Consider the following 15,460-nt stretch of genomic DNA (forward strand, 5'->3'; position numbering starts at 1 on the left):
CTCCATGAGGAGCGAATCATCGAAGCACGCTTTATCAGCGTGTCGCGGGCCGACTGCGTGTTGGAGAAGCTCGCGGGCGGGCGCGACCCCGCGAACACAATCCCTTCTTTTCGAGGCGATGCCTTGGCAGGAAAGCGGGATGGCTCGTATCGCAGGCAGGAACTTTCATGATGGCAACGCGCGCACAGCAACGTCCCGTTGGGGCAGAGCCGGTTAGATCCGGTGAGCAGGCACGGGACTTCGAATTCACGTCGGCGGACTTCGCTCGCATTCGCGAACTGATTCACCGCAGCGCGGGCATTTCGCTGTCGGATCACAAGCGCGACATGGCGTACAGTCGTCTGGCGCGCCGTCTGCGTGCCCGCGGGCTCGACACCTTCAAGCAGTATCTCGATCTGCTCGAAGCGGAAAACGATCCGGCCGAGTGGGAAGCCTTCACCAATGCGCTGACCACCAACCTGACGGCGTTTTTCCGCGAGGCGCATCACTTTCCGATCCTCGCCGAATTCGTGCCGCGCCGTCCGCAGCCGGTTTCGGTATGGTGCTCGGCGGCTTCGACCGGTGAAGAGCCGTACTCGATTGCGATGACGCTGATCGAAGCGCTCGGCGACAGCGGCGCGCGTCAGGCCTCGGTGCTCGCCACCGACATCGACACCCAGGTGCTGGCCAAGGCCGAAGCCGGCACGTACCAGTTCGATCAGGTGAAGCATCTCTCGCCGGAGCGGCTGAAACGCTTCTTCCTGAAGGGCACCGGCGCGCATGCCGGCATGGTCAAGGTGCGCCCGGAAGTGCGCGCGCTGGTGCGCTTCGAGCAACTGAACCTCACCGATCGCGATTACCAGTTGCGCTCGCAGTTCGACGCGATCTTCTGCCGCAACGTGATGATCTATTTCGACAAGCCGACGCAAGCGCAAGTGCTCGCGCGCTTCGAACCGCTGATGAAGTCGGGCGGCCTGCTGTTCGCCGGCCACTCGGAGAACTTCACGTACGTCACGCAGGCGTTCAAGCTGCGCGGCCAGACCGTCTACGAGCTGACGCGTGACGCGACCGGCGTGCGCACGCCGGCGCGCGCGACGGCAACGGCGGCGCATCACACGACGAACGGGGTGACCGTATGAGCAGCGCCCTGCCGATCGCCACCAATCTGTATTTCGACAACCACTTCCAGCGCCCCGGCGTGAAGTTGTTGCCGAACGAGTTTTACACCACGCACGAAGACATGGTGCTGGTCACCGTGTTGGGCTCGTGCGTCGCGGCCTGCATCCAGGACCGCACGGCCGGTATCGGCGGCATGAATCACTTCATGTTGCCCGACGACGGCGCGGACGTCGCGCAGGCCGCATCGGATTCGATGCGCTACGGCGCCTACGCGATGGAAGTGCTGATCAATGAATTGATCAAGGCCGGCGGCCGGCGCGAGCGCTTCGAAGCCAAGGTGTTCGGCGGCGGCGCGGTGCTAGCCGGCATGACGACGATGAACATTGGCGACCGCAACTCGGAGTTCGTGCGCCGCTATCTGGCGCTGGAAAAAATCCGCATTGTCGCCGAGGACTTGCAGGGCTCGCATCCGCGCAAGGTGGCGTTCATGCCGCGCACGGGCCAGGTGATGGTGAAGAAGTTGCGCCTGCAGCAGGAAGCGGGCGTGGCCGAGCGCGAACAGGCGCTGATGCGGCAAAGCGCCGAAGCGCGCGCCGAGCGGCTCGCCGCGGCGCGCAAGCGGGTGGAACTGTTCTCGACGCCGGCCGCGTCGAGAGCCAAGGTCGAACTGTTTTCGACGCCCGCCACCGCCCGCCCGAAGATCGAGCTGTTCGGCTCGTCTGCGGGCGCGGCAGCGGGAACAGCGGCTACCGCAGCGGGCAGTCCGGGCGCAGCGAAGCCGCGCATCGAACTGTTCGGCGCAGGCCCGCGCCCGCTTAATTCAAACAACGCCAGAACTACAGAGGAGGCGTGAGCGCTGTGCAAAAGATCAAAGTACTGTGCGTCGACGATTCGGCGCTGATCCGCAGCCTGATGACGGAAATCATCAATGGCCAGCCGGATATGACGGTGGTGGCGACCGCACCCGACCCGCTGGTCGCGCGCGAACTCATCAAGCAGCACAATCCGGACGTGCTGACGCTCGACGTCGAAATGCCGCGTATGGATGGCCTCGACTTCCTCGAGAAGCTGATGCGTCTGCGGCCGATGCCGGTCGTGATGGTCTCGTCGCTGACCGAGCGCGGCAACGAAATCACGCTGCGCGCGCTGGAACTCGGCGCGGTCGACTTCGTCACCAAGCCGAAGGTTGGCATTCGCGACGGCATGCTCGATTACTCGGAAAAGCTCGCCGACAAGATTCGCGCGGCCGCTCGCGCACGCGTGCGCCAGGCCGCGCCTGCGCAGCACGCGGCGGCGCAGGCCGCGCAGGCGCCGGTCGGCGCCGCGCCGCTCTTCAACAATCCGCTGCTCAGTACCGAGAAGCTGATCATCGTCGGCGCGTCGACGGGCGGCACGGAAGCGATCCGCGAAGTGCTGGTGCCGCTGCCGCCGGACGCACCCGCGGTGCTGATCGCGCAGCATATGCCGCCGGGCTTCACAAAATCTTTTGCACAACGCCTCAATGGTTTGTGCCGGATTACCGTTAAAGAGGCAGAGCACGGCGAACGCGTGCTGCCCGGACATGCGTATATCGCGCCTGGGCACGCTCATCTGTTGCTTGCCCGTAGTGGCGCGAACTATATTGCTCACCTGTCGGACGAGCCGCCGGTGAACCGGCATCGTCCGTCGGTGGACGTGCTGTTCCGTTCGGCCGCGCAGCATGCGGGCAAGAACGCGGTCGGCGTGATTCTGACCGGGATGGGGCGCGACGGCGCCGCCGGACTGCTGGACATGAAAAAAGCAGGGGCGTACACCCTTGCGCAGGACGAAGCGAGCTGTATCGTGTTCGGCATGCCGCGTGAAGCGATTGCGCTCGGCGCGGCGGACGAGATCGCAGCGTTGCCGGAAATGAGCCGGCGCGTGATGGCGCGTCTCTCGGCAATGGGCGACCGCGTTCAACGGGTATGATGCGCGCCGGTAGGATTTGAGGCGTTAGTTTGAGGCGGACAGGCGCCGCACCATGGATCAAGCAAAGGGAATGAAATGGATAAGGGAATGAAGATTCTGGTTGTTGACGACTTTCCGACGATGCGCCGGATCGTTCGCAATCTTCTCAAAGAGCTCGGCTACTCGAACGTCGACGAGGCGGAAGACGGTCAGGCCGGTCTCGCGCGTTTGCGCGGAGGTACGTATGACTTCGTGATCTCCGACTGGAACATGCCGAACCTCGACGGTCTGGCCATGCTGAAGGAAATTCGCGCCGACGCCAACCTCACGCACCTGCCGGTGCTGATGGTGACGGCTGAATCGAAGAAGGAAAACATCATCGCGGCGGCGCAGGCCGGCGCGAGCGGTTATGTCGTCAAGCCGTTCACGGCCGCGACGCTCGACGAGAAGCTCAACAAGATTCTCGAGAAGATGGCCAAGACCGGGAGCTGATGTGAATCTGCCGACCAACGCGCAAGGCGCCGACGCGGTCAACGAGAGCGGCGACTTCGCGTCCGACCGCATCCTCGCCCGCATTGGACAACTGACGCGCACGCTGCGTGACTCGATGCGCGAGCTCGGGCTCGACAAGCATGTCGAGCGTGCGGCCGAAGCCGTGCCCGATGCCCGCGACCGTCTGAAATACATCGCGAATATGACGGAGCAGGCCGCCGAGCGCGTCCTGTCCGCAATTGACGTCGCCAAGCCGATCCAGGAGCAGCTGCGGAAAGACGCGGGCGAACTCGACGCGCGTTGGGAGCAGTGGTATGCGGCGCCGATCGAGCGCGAGGAAGTGCGCGCGCTGATGAACGACACGCGGACCTTCCTGCGCGGTGTGCCCGACGCGACCAGCGCGACCAACTCGCAGCTGATGGAGATCATGCTGGCGCAGGACTTCCAGGATCTGACCGGCCAGGTCATCAAAAAGATCACGGATGTCGTGTACCTGATCGAGCAGCAGTTGCTCGGCGTGCTGGTCGAGAACATCGCGCTCGAACGGCGCGAGCAGTTCGCGGCGAACGCGGCGGCGCTGGCGGCCGAAGTCTCGCCGACCGGCAGCCCCGAACATCTGCTGAACGGTCCGCAGATGAATCCGGAAGGTAAAACGGACGTGGTGCAGGACCAGTCGCAAGTCGACGATCTGCTGGCAAGCCTCGGCTTCTGACCTGCCGGGGTCATAGCACGTCGCGGCGGCCCGCCATGGGCGCGCCAGATCGAACCAGTACGCATAGCAAGCCGCGCGCCCGCGCCGGCTTGCTGTCTACCGACACAAACCACAGGCATACTACGAGCTCAAGCAGCGGCACGGCGCTCCGGTGACGACACACACCGGTCGGTAGCACGATGGGGAAAAACCCTCCGCAGTGCAACCGCAGCGGTGCCGTATGATCTGCACACATGCAGCCGGTTTGCACGACGTGCGAATCGAGCAGCAGCTCGGGAGGAGCCTCGTCATGTGGAGTTGTGTACGCCGCGCCGGGATCGTTACGGCGCTTGCCTTGCCATGTTCGCTCATCGCCGTGCAGTCCGCTCATGCGGGACTGGGCGGCGCCCCCATGACGCCGCCCACGGGCTCGTCAGTTTCAACTCGTACCATCCAGCCCGGCAGCAGCGCCGCCAATGCGGCGCAGGGCGTGATGCGTTCAGCATCGAACGCTGCGTCTTCCACTTCCACTTCCCCGTCCTACACCGTGCGTGAGACGGCGCTCGGCAACGGCACCGTGGTCCGCGAATATCTCGCCGCGAACGGCTCCGTCTTCGGCATTGCATGGCGCGGCCCGCAAATGCCGGATCTGAACGATCTGCTCGGCAGCTATTTCCCGCAGTACGTGGCCGGCGTGAAGGCGGTGCGCGCGGCGCGCGGCGGCGGCCGCGGCCCTGTCTCGGTCGACCAGAGCGGCCTCGTCGTGCGCTCCGGGGGCCATATGGGCTCGTTCAACGGCCAGGCGTGGCTGCCCCCGGCGCTGCCCGCCGGCGTCAGCGGTTCAGACATCCAGTAATAGCGAGGACGAAACATGCGAACCAAGCATATTGCTGTGAAGCTCAAGGGCTGGATGCAGGCCGTCGCGGCCTTGGCGTTGGTGTCGGCGCTCGTTGCATGCGGCGGCGGTGGCGATTCCAATAACAATTCGTCGAACGCGCTGAACGGCGGCTCGCTGCCGCCGAGCCCGACCCAGCAGCCAATCGCCGCGAACGCGGCGAACACCGTGCCCATCACGGTCGGCCGGGGCGTGACCGGCATCGTCAATATCCCGACGGTCAGTGTGACGGTTTGCGCGCCCGGCTCGACCTCGAATTGTCAGACTATTAACAATATCCAGGTCGATACGGGTTCGTACGGACTGCGCGTGGTCAGTTCGGCTTTCAACGGCTCGCTGCTCAGTGCGTTGCCGGTCAGCACCGTCGGCGGCGCGCAGCTTGCCGAGTGCGCGACGTTCGCGGATGGCTTCACGTGGGGCACGGTGCGCACCGCGACCATCGCGATCGGCGGCGAGAGAACGACGGCGGCGATTCCGATGCAGATCATCGGCGACAAGGATTCGAGCACGGTGCCCACGAGCAGTTGCGGCAACGGCTCGGACGAAAACACCGCCAGCGATCTCGGCGCGAACGGCATTCTCGGCATTGGCACGTCGCCTACCGATTGCGGTGTGACCTGCGTGGATGCTGGGACGGCGGCCAACTTCAGCAATTACTTCGCCTGTCCGAACGGCGCGTCTTGCGCCCGCACGGCGGTGCCGCTCGCGCAGCAGGTGGCCAATCCGGTCCCGTTCTTCCCGGTCGACAAGAACGGCGTGATCGTGCAGATGCCGCCGGTGTCGAATACCGGCGCGCCGTCGGCAACCGGCACACTGGTGTTCGGTGTCGGCACGCAGTCGAACAATGCGCTCACCGGGGTCCAGGTCTTTACCACCGACGCTTTCGGCGACCTGGACAACAGCGTGTTCAACGGCACGACGGTGCAAGCCTTCCTCGATTCGGGCTCGAACGCCTACTTCTTCGGCGATAGCTCCCTCGCGCAGTGCGGCAGCAACTTCGCGGGCTTTTACTGCCCGTCGTCGGCGCAAACGCGGACGCTGACGCTGGTCGGGCTGAACAACACGCAGGCGAGCGCCAGCATCGGCATCCTGAGTGCGTCGACGCTGTTCGGCAACGGCAGCAACTACGCGTTCAACGACCTGGCAGGGCAGATCGGCGGCAACAGCAGCTTCGATCTGGGCTTGCCGTTCTTCTACGGCCGCCACGTGTACTACGGCATCGATCAAACCGCGAACGGCGGTCAGGCGCCTTTCGTGGCGTTCTGATCGAAGCGCCGCACTGAAGGCTGAGGCGGGACCGACGCTCGCGCGAGACCTGCGCGAGCGTCCGGTCCGGCCGCGAGCGGTGGCTTTGCGCGGATCGATCACTGATCGGCCGCGAAAACCTGCCCGCGCCGGCGCGCTTACACTGAGCACGCCGCGCCGTCCCGGCACGCTCGCGTCGACCACACAGTCTCGTCGCGGCGCAGCCAGCAAGCCCGACCGGCCGGCTTCCCGGCTGTTCCATCCCTCGAAATACCCCCCTTTCTCCGCCCTTATCCGCCGATCGGTGCTTGCGTCGAGCGGGAATAATCGCTCTCACTGGAAAGAGGCGCCGTGCCTCAGCCGACTGGAGAGCTTTTGTGGCAGAGGATAGCGACCTCGAAAAAACCGAATCAGCCACTCCCCGGCGCCTGCAGAAGGCGCGCGAGGAAGGGCAGATCGTGCGTTCGCGGGAGCTGTCCACGTTTGCCCTGCTGGCGGCGGGCTTCTTCGGCGTGTGGGGGATGTCCGGCAGCATCGGCGAACATTTGCAGAGCATGCTGCGCGCGGCCTTCACGTTCGATCACGCCAGCGCGTTCGAAACCCGCCGCATGATGATCGGCGCGGGCGTGGCGAGCCGCGAAGGGCTCTACGCGCTGTTGCCGATTCTCGGTTTCACCGGCGCGGCCGCCTTGTTCGCACCGATGGCGCTGGGCGGCTGGCAGTTGTCGGCGAAAGGCCTCGAACCGAAGTTCAACCGCCTCAATCCGATCGCCGGCCTCGGCAAGATATTTTCGATCAACGGACCGATCCAGCTCGGCATGTCGCTCGCGAAGACGCTGGTGGTGGGCGTGATCGGCGGCACCGCGGTCTGGAATCGCCGCGAGGAGATTCTCGCGCTGGCCACCCAGCCGCTGCATCTCGCGCTTGCCAACACCGTGCATCTGATCGCCGTGTGCTGCGGCATGACGGTGGCGGGCATGTTCGTCGTCGCCGCGATGGATGTGCCGTATCAACTGTGGCAATTCCACAAGAAGCTGCGCATGACGAAGGAAGAAGTGAAGCGCGAACACCGCGAAAGCGAAGGCGATCCGCACGTCAAAGGCCGGATTCGCCAGCAGCAGCGCGCGATTGCCCGTCGCCGCATGATGACCAACGTGCCGAAGGCCGACGTGGTGGTGACCAACCCGACGCACTTCGCCGTGGCGCTGCAATACACCGACGGCGAGATGCGCGCGCCGAAGGTGGTCGCCAAAGGCGTGAACCTCGTGGCGGCGCGAATTCGCGAAATCGCCGCCGAAAACAACGTGCCGTTGCTGGAAGCGCCGCCGCTCGCGCGGGCGCTGTATCACAACGTCGAACTGAACCGCGAGATTCCGGGCCCGCTGTATGGCGCGGTCGCCGAAGTGCTCGCGTGGGTGTACCAGTTGCGGCGCTTCAAGACCGAAGGCGGCGACGTGCCGCTCGCACCGACCGAACTCGACGTGCCCGCGGAACTCGACAAGGGCGGCGTATCGGACGACGAAGCCGAGCAGGAAGCCGCCGACACGCTCAACCCCGCTGTCAACCCAGATAACGACGACGCTTCAGGAGCCTCCGCATGAACGCTCGCGCCGGTTTCCTCGCCCGACGGCCGGATGCCTTGAGCAGCACCAATTTACGCGCCCTCGCCGGGCCGGTGCTGATCTGCATGATCCTCGGCATGATGATTTTGCCGTTGCCGCCGTTCCTGCTGGATCTGCTGTTCACCTTCAACATCGCGCTGTCCGTGATGGTGCTGCTCGTCAGCATGTACACGATGAAGCCGCTCGACTTCGCCGCATTCCCGAGCGTGCTGCTGTTCTCGACCTTGCTGCGCCTCTCGCTGAACGTGGCGTCCACGCGGGTCGTGCTGCTCGAAGGCCACACCGGTCCCGACGCGGCCGGCCAGGTGATCGAGTCGTTCGGCCACTTCCTCGTGGGCGGCAACTTCGCGGTCGGTATCGTCGTCTTTATCATTTTGATGGTGATCAACTTCATGGTGATCACCAAGGGCGCGGGGCGGATCGCGGAAGTGTCCGCGCGCTTCACGCTCGATGCGATGCCCGGCAAGCAGATGGCGATCGACGCCGACCTGAACGCCGGCCTCATCAACGAAGAACAGGCCAGGAAGCGCCGCGCCGAAGTCTCGCAGGAAGCCGAGTTCTACGGCTCGATGGACGGCGCGAGCAAGTTCGTGCGCGGCGATGCGATCGCCGGTTTACTGATCATGGTGATCAACATCGTCGGCGGCTTGATCGTCGGGATGGTCCAGCACGGCATGGACTTCGCGTCCGCGGGCAAGAACTACACGCTGCTGACGATCGGTGACGGCCTCGTCGCGCAAATTCCGTCGCTGGTGATTTCGACGGCGGCCGGTGTGATCGTCTCGCGCGTCGCGACCAACGAGGACATCGGCACGCAGCTTACCGGCCAGTTGTTCACGAATCCGCGCGTGCTGGTGATCACCGGCTGCATTCTCGTGCTGATGGGCCTGATTCCGGGCATGCCGCACTTCGCGTTTCTGATTCTCGGCGGCGGTCTGATCCAGCTCGGCCGCACGATGAAAAAGCGCGCCGACGATCGCAAGAACACCACGGCACTCGTCGATGTCGCGCCGGCGGCGATGGCGCCGGTCGAAAACACCGAAGCGAGCTGGGACGACGTGACGATGATCGACACGCTCGGCCTCGAAGTCGGCTACCGGCTGATTCCGCTCGTCGACAAGAACTCGGACGGCGAACTGCTCAAGCGGATCAAGAGCATCCGCAAGAAGTTCGCGCAGGAAATCGGCTTTCTGCCGCCGGTCATTCATATCCGCGACAACCTGGAGTTGCGGCCGAACGGCTATCGCATCGCGCTCAAGGGCGTCGAAGTGGGCGTCGGTGAAGCGTATCCGGGCCAGTGGCTGGCGATCAATCCAGGCCAGGTCTCCGCCGCTCTGCCGGGCACGCCGACGCAGGATCCCGCCTTCGGCTTGCCGGCCATCTGGATCGATACGAACCTGCGCGAACAGGCGCAGGTGTACGGCTACACGGTGGTCGATTCGAGCACTGTGGTGGCGACGCACCTGAATCACCTCGTGGTCACGCACGCGTCGGAACTGCTCGGCCGCCGGGAAGTGCAGGCGCTGCTCGAGCGGATGCAGAAGGACACGCCGTCGCTGGTCGACGATCTGGTGCCGAAGTCGCTGCCGCTCACCACGCTGCAAAAGGTGCTGCAAAACCTGCTGGAAGAAGGGGTGCCGATTCGCGACATGCGCACGATCCTCGAAGCGCTCTCCGAACACACGCCGAAGATCACCGACGCGCACGATCTCACCGCCGCCGTGCGCCTCGCGCTAGGTCGCGCGATCACGCAGCAGTGGTTCCCGGGCATTGGCGACATGCAGGTGATGGGCCTCGATTCGAATCTCGAGCGGGTGCTCTCGCAGGCGCTCTCGACCGGCTCCAATCCGGGTCTCGAGCCGGGCCTTGCGCACACGCTGCTGAACGAAACCCAGAAGGCGATGACGCGTCAGCAGAACCTCGGGCTCGCGCCCGTGCTGCTCGTGCAGCACGCGTTGCGGCCGATGCTCGCGCGTTTCCTGCGCCGCAGCCTGCCGCAGCTGAAGGTGCTGTCGTATGCGGAAGTGCCCGACACGCGCAATATCAAGGTGGTGAATCTGATCGGCGCGCACGGCTGACGCGGCCAGCTCACCGCGGCCTGCTCCCGGCCAATGTCTCTTGCCGGCGCTCATCGAGCGCCGGTTTTCATTTCGGCGCCTGACTTTTCATGCCGCGAGCGGACGGCGGAGTCCATGCCGCGTTCGCGAAAGCGCCGCCGCGCGCGCGGGAAAGACATGTTTAAAACCGCCGTGCGCATGACTTGCGGCGCGTTTCCATCGCCCGAATTGCCCACGTTTAACGGTCTTTATCCATCGATCGTGACTCGACGGGTTTCGCAATAATGATCTCAATGGGAAGCGGTATGTTGCCGGTCCGTTAGTCCGTTTACCTCATCGGGGGTCCAGCTTGAACATTCGTAAATTTGTCGGTGCTACCAGTCGTGATGCGCTGCGTCTCGTGCGCGAAGCGTTGGGCGCGGATGCCGTCGTACTGTCCAATCGCACGATGGACGACGGCAGCGTCGAGATCGTCGCACTGGCCGACAGCGACCTCGCCGCCATCACGCCGAAGGTTCCGCGCGCCGGCGCCGGCGCAACGCAGGCTGGATCGATGAATGTCATGGCTGGACAACCGGCGCTCGCCGCACCGCGCGCCATGCCGGCAACATCGGCGATGCAGGCGAATCCGTATGCGAGCGGCATGCCCGATGTGTTCTCGTCGGTGTTCGGCGCAAGCCCGGAAGCGGGCGCGGAGAATGCGGGCAACAGCTCGGTCCACGCCAATTCCAGCCACGCCGATGAAGACGCGAGCGACGCACCGGCCGCCATCATGAAGCCGGCCGCGAACGCGCCGAAGGCCGCATCGGCGGGCACGCCCAAAGCGCTGCCAGCCGCGCCGGTGAAGGCAGCGGCACCGGTCAAGCCAGCAGCGGCGTTGCCGTCGCAACCGATCGCCCTCGAACAACCGAGCGCCCGCGCCGCGGCGTCACGTCTCACCGAAGACATCCGCGCCGATCTGCTCAAAGCGGCCGGCGTACCGGCCGCGCCGAGCGCGCCGAGCTCCAATGCGCAAACGCCGCGCACGATGGCCGAATCGAATCCATGGTTGATCGACCACGCGCGCCGCATCGCCGCCGAACAGCAGCCGCAAGGCGCATACAGCGCGCGCCCCGCGGCGATGACGCCGGCCGCCGCGATGGCCAAGGGTCTCGGCGCCGCCGTCGAGCCGGGCAAGACCCCCGCGCCGCAAGCCGTCGACACGCCCGACTGGGCGCGCGAAGGCGCGCAAGCCGCCGCGCGCCGCGCCGCGCAAAAAAACGCACCCGCGCCGTCCTCGAGCGATGACGCCCGCACGCCCGCTTCGGTCGCCGAAGCTATCAAGGCGCGCATGGAACAGGTCGTCAACGACACCGTGATGAGCGAACTGTCGTCGATGCGCGGGATGATGGAAGAACACTTCGCCGGCTTGCTGTGGGGCGAGCGCCAGCGCCGCAATCCGGTGCGCGCCTCGCTCACCAAGCATCTGTTCGCCGCCGGTTTCTCCGCGCAGCTCGTGCAGATGATGGTCGACAACCTGCCGGACGACGTCGAGAACATGGAAGGCGGCATGGACTGGGTCCGCTCGGTGCTCGATTCGAACCTGCCGGTGATGGAAGACGAAGACGCGCTGATGGAGCGCGGCGGTGTGTTCGCGCTAATGGGCCCGACGGGCGTCGGCAAGACGACGACCACCGCCAAGCTTGCCGCGCGCTGCGTGATGCGCTTCGGCGCCAGCAAGGTCGCGTTGCTCACCACCGACAGCTACCGGATCGGCGGCCACGAACAACTGCGCATCTTCGGCAAGATTCTCGGCGTTTCGGTGCACGCAGTGAAGGACGGTGCCGACCTGCAACTCGCGCTCTCCGAACTGCGCAACAAGCACATCGTGCTGATCGACACGATCGGCATGAGCCAGCGCGACCGCCTCGTCTCCGACCAGATCGCAATGCTGTGCCACGCTGGTCAGCCGGTGCAGCGCCTGTTGCTGCTCAACGCAACGAGTCACGGCGACACGCTCAACGAAGTCGTGCAGGCCTATCAGCGCGCGCCCGATCAACAGCCGCTCGCCGGCTGCATTCTGACCAAGCTCGACGAAGCCACCAATCTAGGCGGCGTGCTCGATACGGTGATCCGCTACAAGCTGCCGGTGCACTACGTGTCGACCGGTCAGAAGGTGCCGGAGAACCTGTACGTCGCGACGAGGAAATTCCTGATCAAGAGCGCCTTCTGCATACCGCGCGACAACTCGCCATTCGTGCCACACGACGACGACATTCCGGCTTTGCTGTCCGCTTTGTCCGCGCGTTCCACGTCCGAGTTGCACGAGGTCCGCTTTGGATAAGCTCATCTCCGATCAGGCAGAAGGACTGCGGCGGATGTTGGCTCGCAGCGGCTCGCGCGTGATTGCGGTGACGAGCGGCTCGGCCGGTGTCGGCTCGACGACGACGGTGGTGAACCTCGCCGCCGCGCTGGCGCAGCAAGGTAAAGACGTGCTGGTAATCGACGAATGCCTCGGCGAGAAGTCGGTGAGCGCGATGCTCGGCGGCGTGCGCGGCGCAGGCAATTTCGCCGCCGTGATGCGTGGCGAGATGACGCTCGACGACGCCGCCGCGCGGCACGCGCTCGGCTTCTCGGTGCTGGCCGCCTCGCGTCCTAACCGGGAAGGCCATACGGCTGCGGAGTTCGGTGTGGTGTTGCGGGGCTCCGCCGATGTCGTGCTGATCGACGCGCAACTCGATCCGCAAGGCCACCTGTCGGCGCTCGCGATGCAGGCGCACGACGTGATGATCGTCACGCGCATGGCCGCGCAGGCGATCACCGACGCGTACGCATGCATGAAGCGCCTGCACTACGGGCACGCCATCGCGCAGTTCCGCGTGCTGGTGAACCACGTGCAGAGCGTGAACGACGCCCATACCGCGTTTGCAAACCTGGCCGGCGTGGCCGGGCGCTACCTGACGGTGGCGCTGGAAGACGCCGGTTGTATTGCCGCCGACGGGCGGATGGCGCGAGCCCTGGAGTTGTCGCGTTGTGTCGTCGATGCGTTTCCATCGACACCGGCTGCGCGCGACTTCCGGCACCTCGCGGCCGAATTGCAGTACTGGCCGATGCGGCCAGCGATGTCGTCGCAAACGCCGTGGATGGCGCCTGCGACAGTTACAGCGGCGCAACACGCCGACCAACCGTCTGCGCAGCACGCCTAGAGGCGGCACAAGGACAAGGGGAGCACGATGTACAACGCTCAGGGAAAGATTTCCCAAGCCGAAGTTCTGACGAAGTACGCACCGCTCGTGCGTCGCCTCGGCTTGCAGCTCGTCGCCAAGATGCCGGCGAGCGTCGATCTCGACGATCTGATCCAGGCCGGCATGATCGGACTGCTGGACGCGGCAAGCCGCTACAAGGAAGACCAGGGCGCGCAGTTCGAGACTTACGCCAGCCAGCGGATTCGCGGCGCGATGCTCGACGAGTTGCGCAGCAACGACTGGTTGCCGCGCAGCTTGCGGCGCACCTCGCGTGAAGTGGAAACGGCGGTGCACAAGGTGGAGCAGAACCTGGGCCGCTCGGCGAGCGAAACGGAGATTGCCGAGCACCTGCAAATGCCGCTCGACGAGTATCAGTCGATGCTGCAGGATCTGCACGGCAGCCAGTTGATCTATTACGAAGACTTCGACCGTTCGGCGGACGACGAGCCGTTCCTCGACCGCTACTGTGTCGATCACTCGGACCCGCTGTCGGCGCTGCTCGACGACAGCCTGCGCTCGGCGCTGGTGGAGGCGATCGACCGCCTGCCGGATCGCGAGAAGCTGCTGATGTCGCTGTACTACGAACGCGGCATGAACCTGCGCGAAATCGGCGCGGTGATGGAAGTCAGCGAATCACGGGTGTGCCAGTTGCACAGCCAGGCCGTGGCCCGTTTGCGCACGCGCTTGCGCGAGATGGCCTGGGCGAACGCCGAGGCGACCTGAAGTTCGAGTACTCGATGGTATGAATGAGCGGTGAGCGGGGCGTCGCGCATCCGCTTTTCCTCATGCCTCGGCCATTTCATGTTCCGCGGCCAGTGCCAGAAAGGCCGAGCGCGACATGCCGCGCGCCTGGGCATAAGTGTCGATCTCCTGGACCAGCGCTTCGGGCAGCGAGATATTGATACGTACCGCTTTCTTCAAGGCGGGAATATTCCGGGTGGCGACAAGTCCCCACGTGAAATCCGCATAGTCCGGATTGCGCCGATGCTCTTGCAGCGTTCGTCGCGCGGGAATCGGCAAGCCCTCGTCGAGCAGCAGGTCCAGATGTGCCTCGATAGCCTCCTTGGCGTTCGCGTAGGCTTCCTCCAGCGTGTCGCCTGCCGCATAACAGCCCGGAATGTCGGGCACGATGACGCCGAACGCGTGATCCGCGCTACCCGGTTCAATCGCGATGGGGAAAGTCAGGTTTTTCATTTCAGGCCCGCCTGTTTCAGGATGCTGTTCAACGTGCCGGGCGGAAGGTCTTTCTTCGGATGCGGGATGGTCACGAGACCGGATCTTGCCGCGTGACGAAAATGATGGTGGCTGCCCGATATGCGGACCAGCTGCCAACCCGCCGCTTGAATGAGTTTCACGACCTCGGCACTTTTCATACTGCACTCCTCGAATCATACACACCATTACACAACCTCGCTAGTGCTTAGCACTCCGTTGATGCACGTCCGGATAACTTTGAAAAAGCCCGGGACGACGGAGTGACTCAGTAAGGGGGAAGCCGTGATTTCAACGCGGGTGGCGATTCCGCGCCATCTGGCCGGATGGCTAACGTGGGTGGGAAGGAGGGCGGCGTGACCGATACGGAATGCCTGAAAAGCAAAAAGGGCTCGTCAAAAGACGAGCCCTTTTAATACAGCTGTTTCAGCCAGACCCGCGCGTCAGGCCACGCGGGTCCAACGACAGTCTCTACACGGTGGGACGCGCCGGAATCCGGCCATCTGGACCATAAAAACCGACCTTCTGCGGCACAGCCACCTGCAGCGCTGTGAGTGCCCGCTGGTTGTAGTCCATGCGCACGCGAATCAATTCACCGTTGCTGGTATTGCAGCGCCGCGCGCGTTCGGCGGCTTTCTGCAGCAGCGACCATTGCTCGGCGATTCGTGCGTCGGTACTGGCCGCGAGCTCCATGCCGGGCCAGCCGGCCGGAAAGCCAAGCTCGGCGAGCAGCCCGTCGCGCGTGGCTTCGAGCTTGGCGAGCTCGCCGATCAGTTCGGTTTTCTTCTCGACGATCGGCGGCAGCAATTCCAGCGGCGACAAGGCAGTCAGCGCCTTGGTCTCGAGCGTCAGAATCGAGGCAAATGCCTCGACGGCCGAATATTCTTCGATGAGGGTGGCAAGCAGGGCGTCTTTCATCTCAACAACTCGCTGAACACGACGGCTCGCGAATGCTCCGCGAGCCGGGTTTGTCGAACGCCGCCCGGCACTTCACCGTA

General features: G+C 64.7%; 15 protein-coding genes. 12 read left to right on the forward strand and 3 right to left on the reverse strand.

Going from position 1 to position 15,460, the window contains the following annotated elements:
• The first annotated feature begins 167 nt into the window (after positions 1 to 167).
• The 12 genes from B0G74_RS20470 (at position 168) to B0G74_RS20525 (ending at position 13,973) form a co-directional block, all read left to right on the forward strand.
• On the forward strand, positions 168 to 1,118 hold the full coding sequence (locus tag B0G74_RS20470) for a CheR family methyltransferase (RefSeq protein WP_132376584.1): 951 nt from the start codon (positions 168 to 170) through the stop codon (positions 1,116 to 1,118).
• The gene (cheD, locus tag B0G74_RS20475; RefSeq protein WP_132376585.1) at positions 1,115 to 1,951 is read left to right on the forward strand and encodes a chemoreceptor glutamine deamidase CheD; all 837 of its coding nucleotides are present in this window, start codon (positions 1,115 to 1,117) and stop codon (positions 1,949 to 1,951) included. The genes B0G74_RS20470 and cheD overlap by 4 nt, the downstream gene beginning before the upstream one ends.
• Positions 1,952 to 1,956: 5 nt before the next feature.
• On the forward strand, positions 1,957 to 3,045 hold the full coding sequence (locus B0G74_RS20480; RefSeq protein ID WP_165923885.1) for a chemotaxis response regulator protein-glutamate methylesterase: 1,089 nt from the start codon (positions 1,957 to 1,959) through the stop codon (positions 3,043 to 3,045).
• Between the two features lie 75 nt (positions 3,046 to 3,120).
• Positions 3,121 to 3,516, forward strand: a complete 396-nt coding sequence (gene cheY, locus B0G74_RS20485) for a chemotaxis response regulator CheY (protein WP_095417937.1) — start codon at positions 3,121 to 3,123, stop codon at positions 3,514 to 3,516.
• Position 3,517: 1 nt separating this feature from the next.
• On the forward strand, positions 3,518 to 4,228 hold the full coding sequence (gene cheZ / locus B0G74_RS20490) for a protein phosphatase CheZ (protein WP_132376587.1): 711 nt from the start codon (positions 3,518 to 3,520) through the stop codon (positions 4,226 to 4,228).
• Positions 4,229 to 4,517: 289 nt separating this feature from the next.
• A complete protein-coding gene (locus B0G74_RS20495) occupies positions 4,518 to 5,063 on the forward strand; it encodes a DUF2844 domain-containing protein (RefSeq protein WP_132377018.1) in 546 nt (181 codons plus the stop codon).
• A gap of 15 nt (positions 5,064 to 5,078) precedes the next feature.
• Positions 5,079 to 6,368 carry a DUF3443 domain-containing protein gene (locus tag B0G74_RS20500; protein ID WP_132376588.1) on the forward strand — a complete coding sequence of 430 codons (1,290 nt, stop codon included), beginning with the start codon at positions 5,079 to 5,081 and terminating at the stop codon, positions 6,366 to 6,368.
• A gap of 356 nt (positions 6,369 to 6,724) precedes the next feature.
• Positions 6,725 to 7,948, forward strand: coding sequence for a flagellar biosynthesis protein FlhB (flhB, locus tag B0G74_RS20505; protein ID WP_132376589.1), 1,224 nt, complete (start codon positions 6,725 to 6,727; stop codon positions 7,946 to 7,948).
• Positions 7,945 to 10,047 (forward strand): flagellar biosynthesis protein FlhA, encoded by a 2,103-nt coding sequence (gene flhA, locus B0G74_RS20510; protein ID WP_132376590.1) that lies wholly within the window; start codon positions 7,945 to 7,947, stop codon positions 10,045 to 10,047. Before flhB ends, flhA begins: the two co-directional genes overlap by 4 nt.
• A 328-nt stretch (positions 10,048 to 10,375) precedes the next feature.
• A complete protein-coding gene (flhF, locus tag B0G74_RS20515) occupies positions 10,376 to 12,349 on the forward strand; it encodes a flagellar biosynthesis protein FlhF (RefSeq protein WP_132376591.1) in 1,974 nt (657 codons plus the stop codon).
• On the forward strand, positions 12,342 to 13,211 hold the full coding sequence (locus B0G74_RS20520; protein ID WP_132376592.1) for an AAA family ATPase: 870 nt from the start codon (positions 12,342 to 12,344) through the stop codon (positions 13,209 to 13,211). The genes flhF and B0G74_RS20520 overlap by 8 nt, the downstream gene beginning before the upstream one ends.
• A 27-nt stretch (positions 13,212 to 13,238) precedes the next feature.
• The gene (locus B0G74_RS20525) at positions 13,239 to 13,973 is read left to right on the forward strand and encodes an RNA polymerase sigma factor FliA (protein WP_132376593.1); all 735 of its coding nucleotides are present in this window, start codon (positions 13,239 to 13,241) and stop codon (positions 13,971 to 13,973) included.
• A gap of 60 nt (positions 13,974 to 14,033) precedes the next feature.
• Here B0G74_RS20525 and B0G74_RS20530 read toward each other — a convergent pair whose 3' ends face one another.
• From B0G74_RS20530 to B0G74_RS20540, 3 genes are all read right to left on the reverse strand, one after another.
• Positions 14,034 to 14,444, reverse strand: coding sequence for a type II toxin-antitoxin system HicB family antitoxin (locus B0G74_RS20530; protein ID WP_132376594.1), 411 nt, complete (start codon positions 14,442 to 14,444; stop codon positions 14,034 to 14,036).
• Positions 14,441 to 14,623, reverse strand: coding sequence for a type II toxin-antitoxin system HicA family toxin (locus tag B0G74_RS20535; protein WP_132376595.1), 183 nt, complete (start codon positions 14,621 to 14,623; stop codon positions 14,441 to 14,443). Before B0G74_RS20535 ends, B0G74_RS20530 begins: the two co-directional genes overlap by 4 nt.
• Before the next feature lie 310 nt (positions 14,624 to 14,933).
• Positions 14,934 to 15,380 (reverse strand): flagellar protein FlgN, encoded by a 447-nt coding sequence (locus B0G74_RS20540; protein WP_132376596.1) that lies wholly within the window; start codon positions 15,378 to 15,380, stop codon positions 14,934 to 14,936.
• Between the last annotated feature and the right edge of the window lie 80 nt (positions 15,381 to 15,460).

Origin of the sequence: Paraburkholderia sp. BL9I2N2 (genome assembly GCF_004339745.1) — a bacterium.
GTDB lineage: Bacteria > Pseudomonadota > Gammaproteobacteria > Burkholderiales > Burkholderiaceae > Paraburkholderia.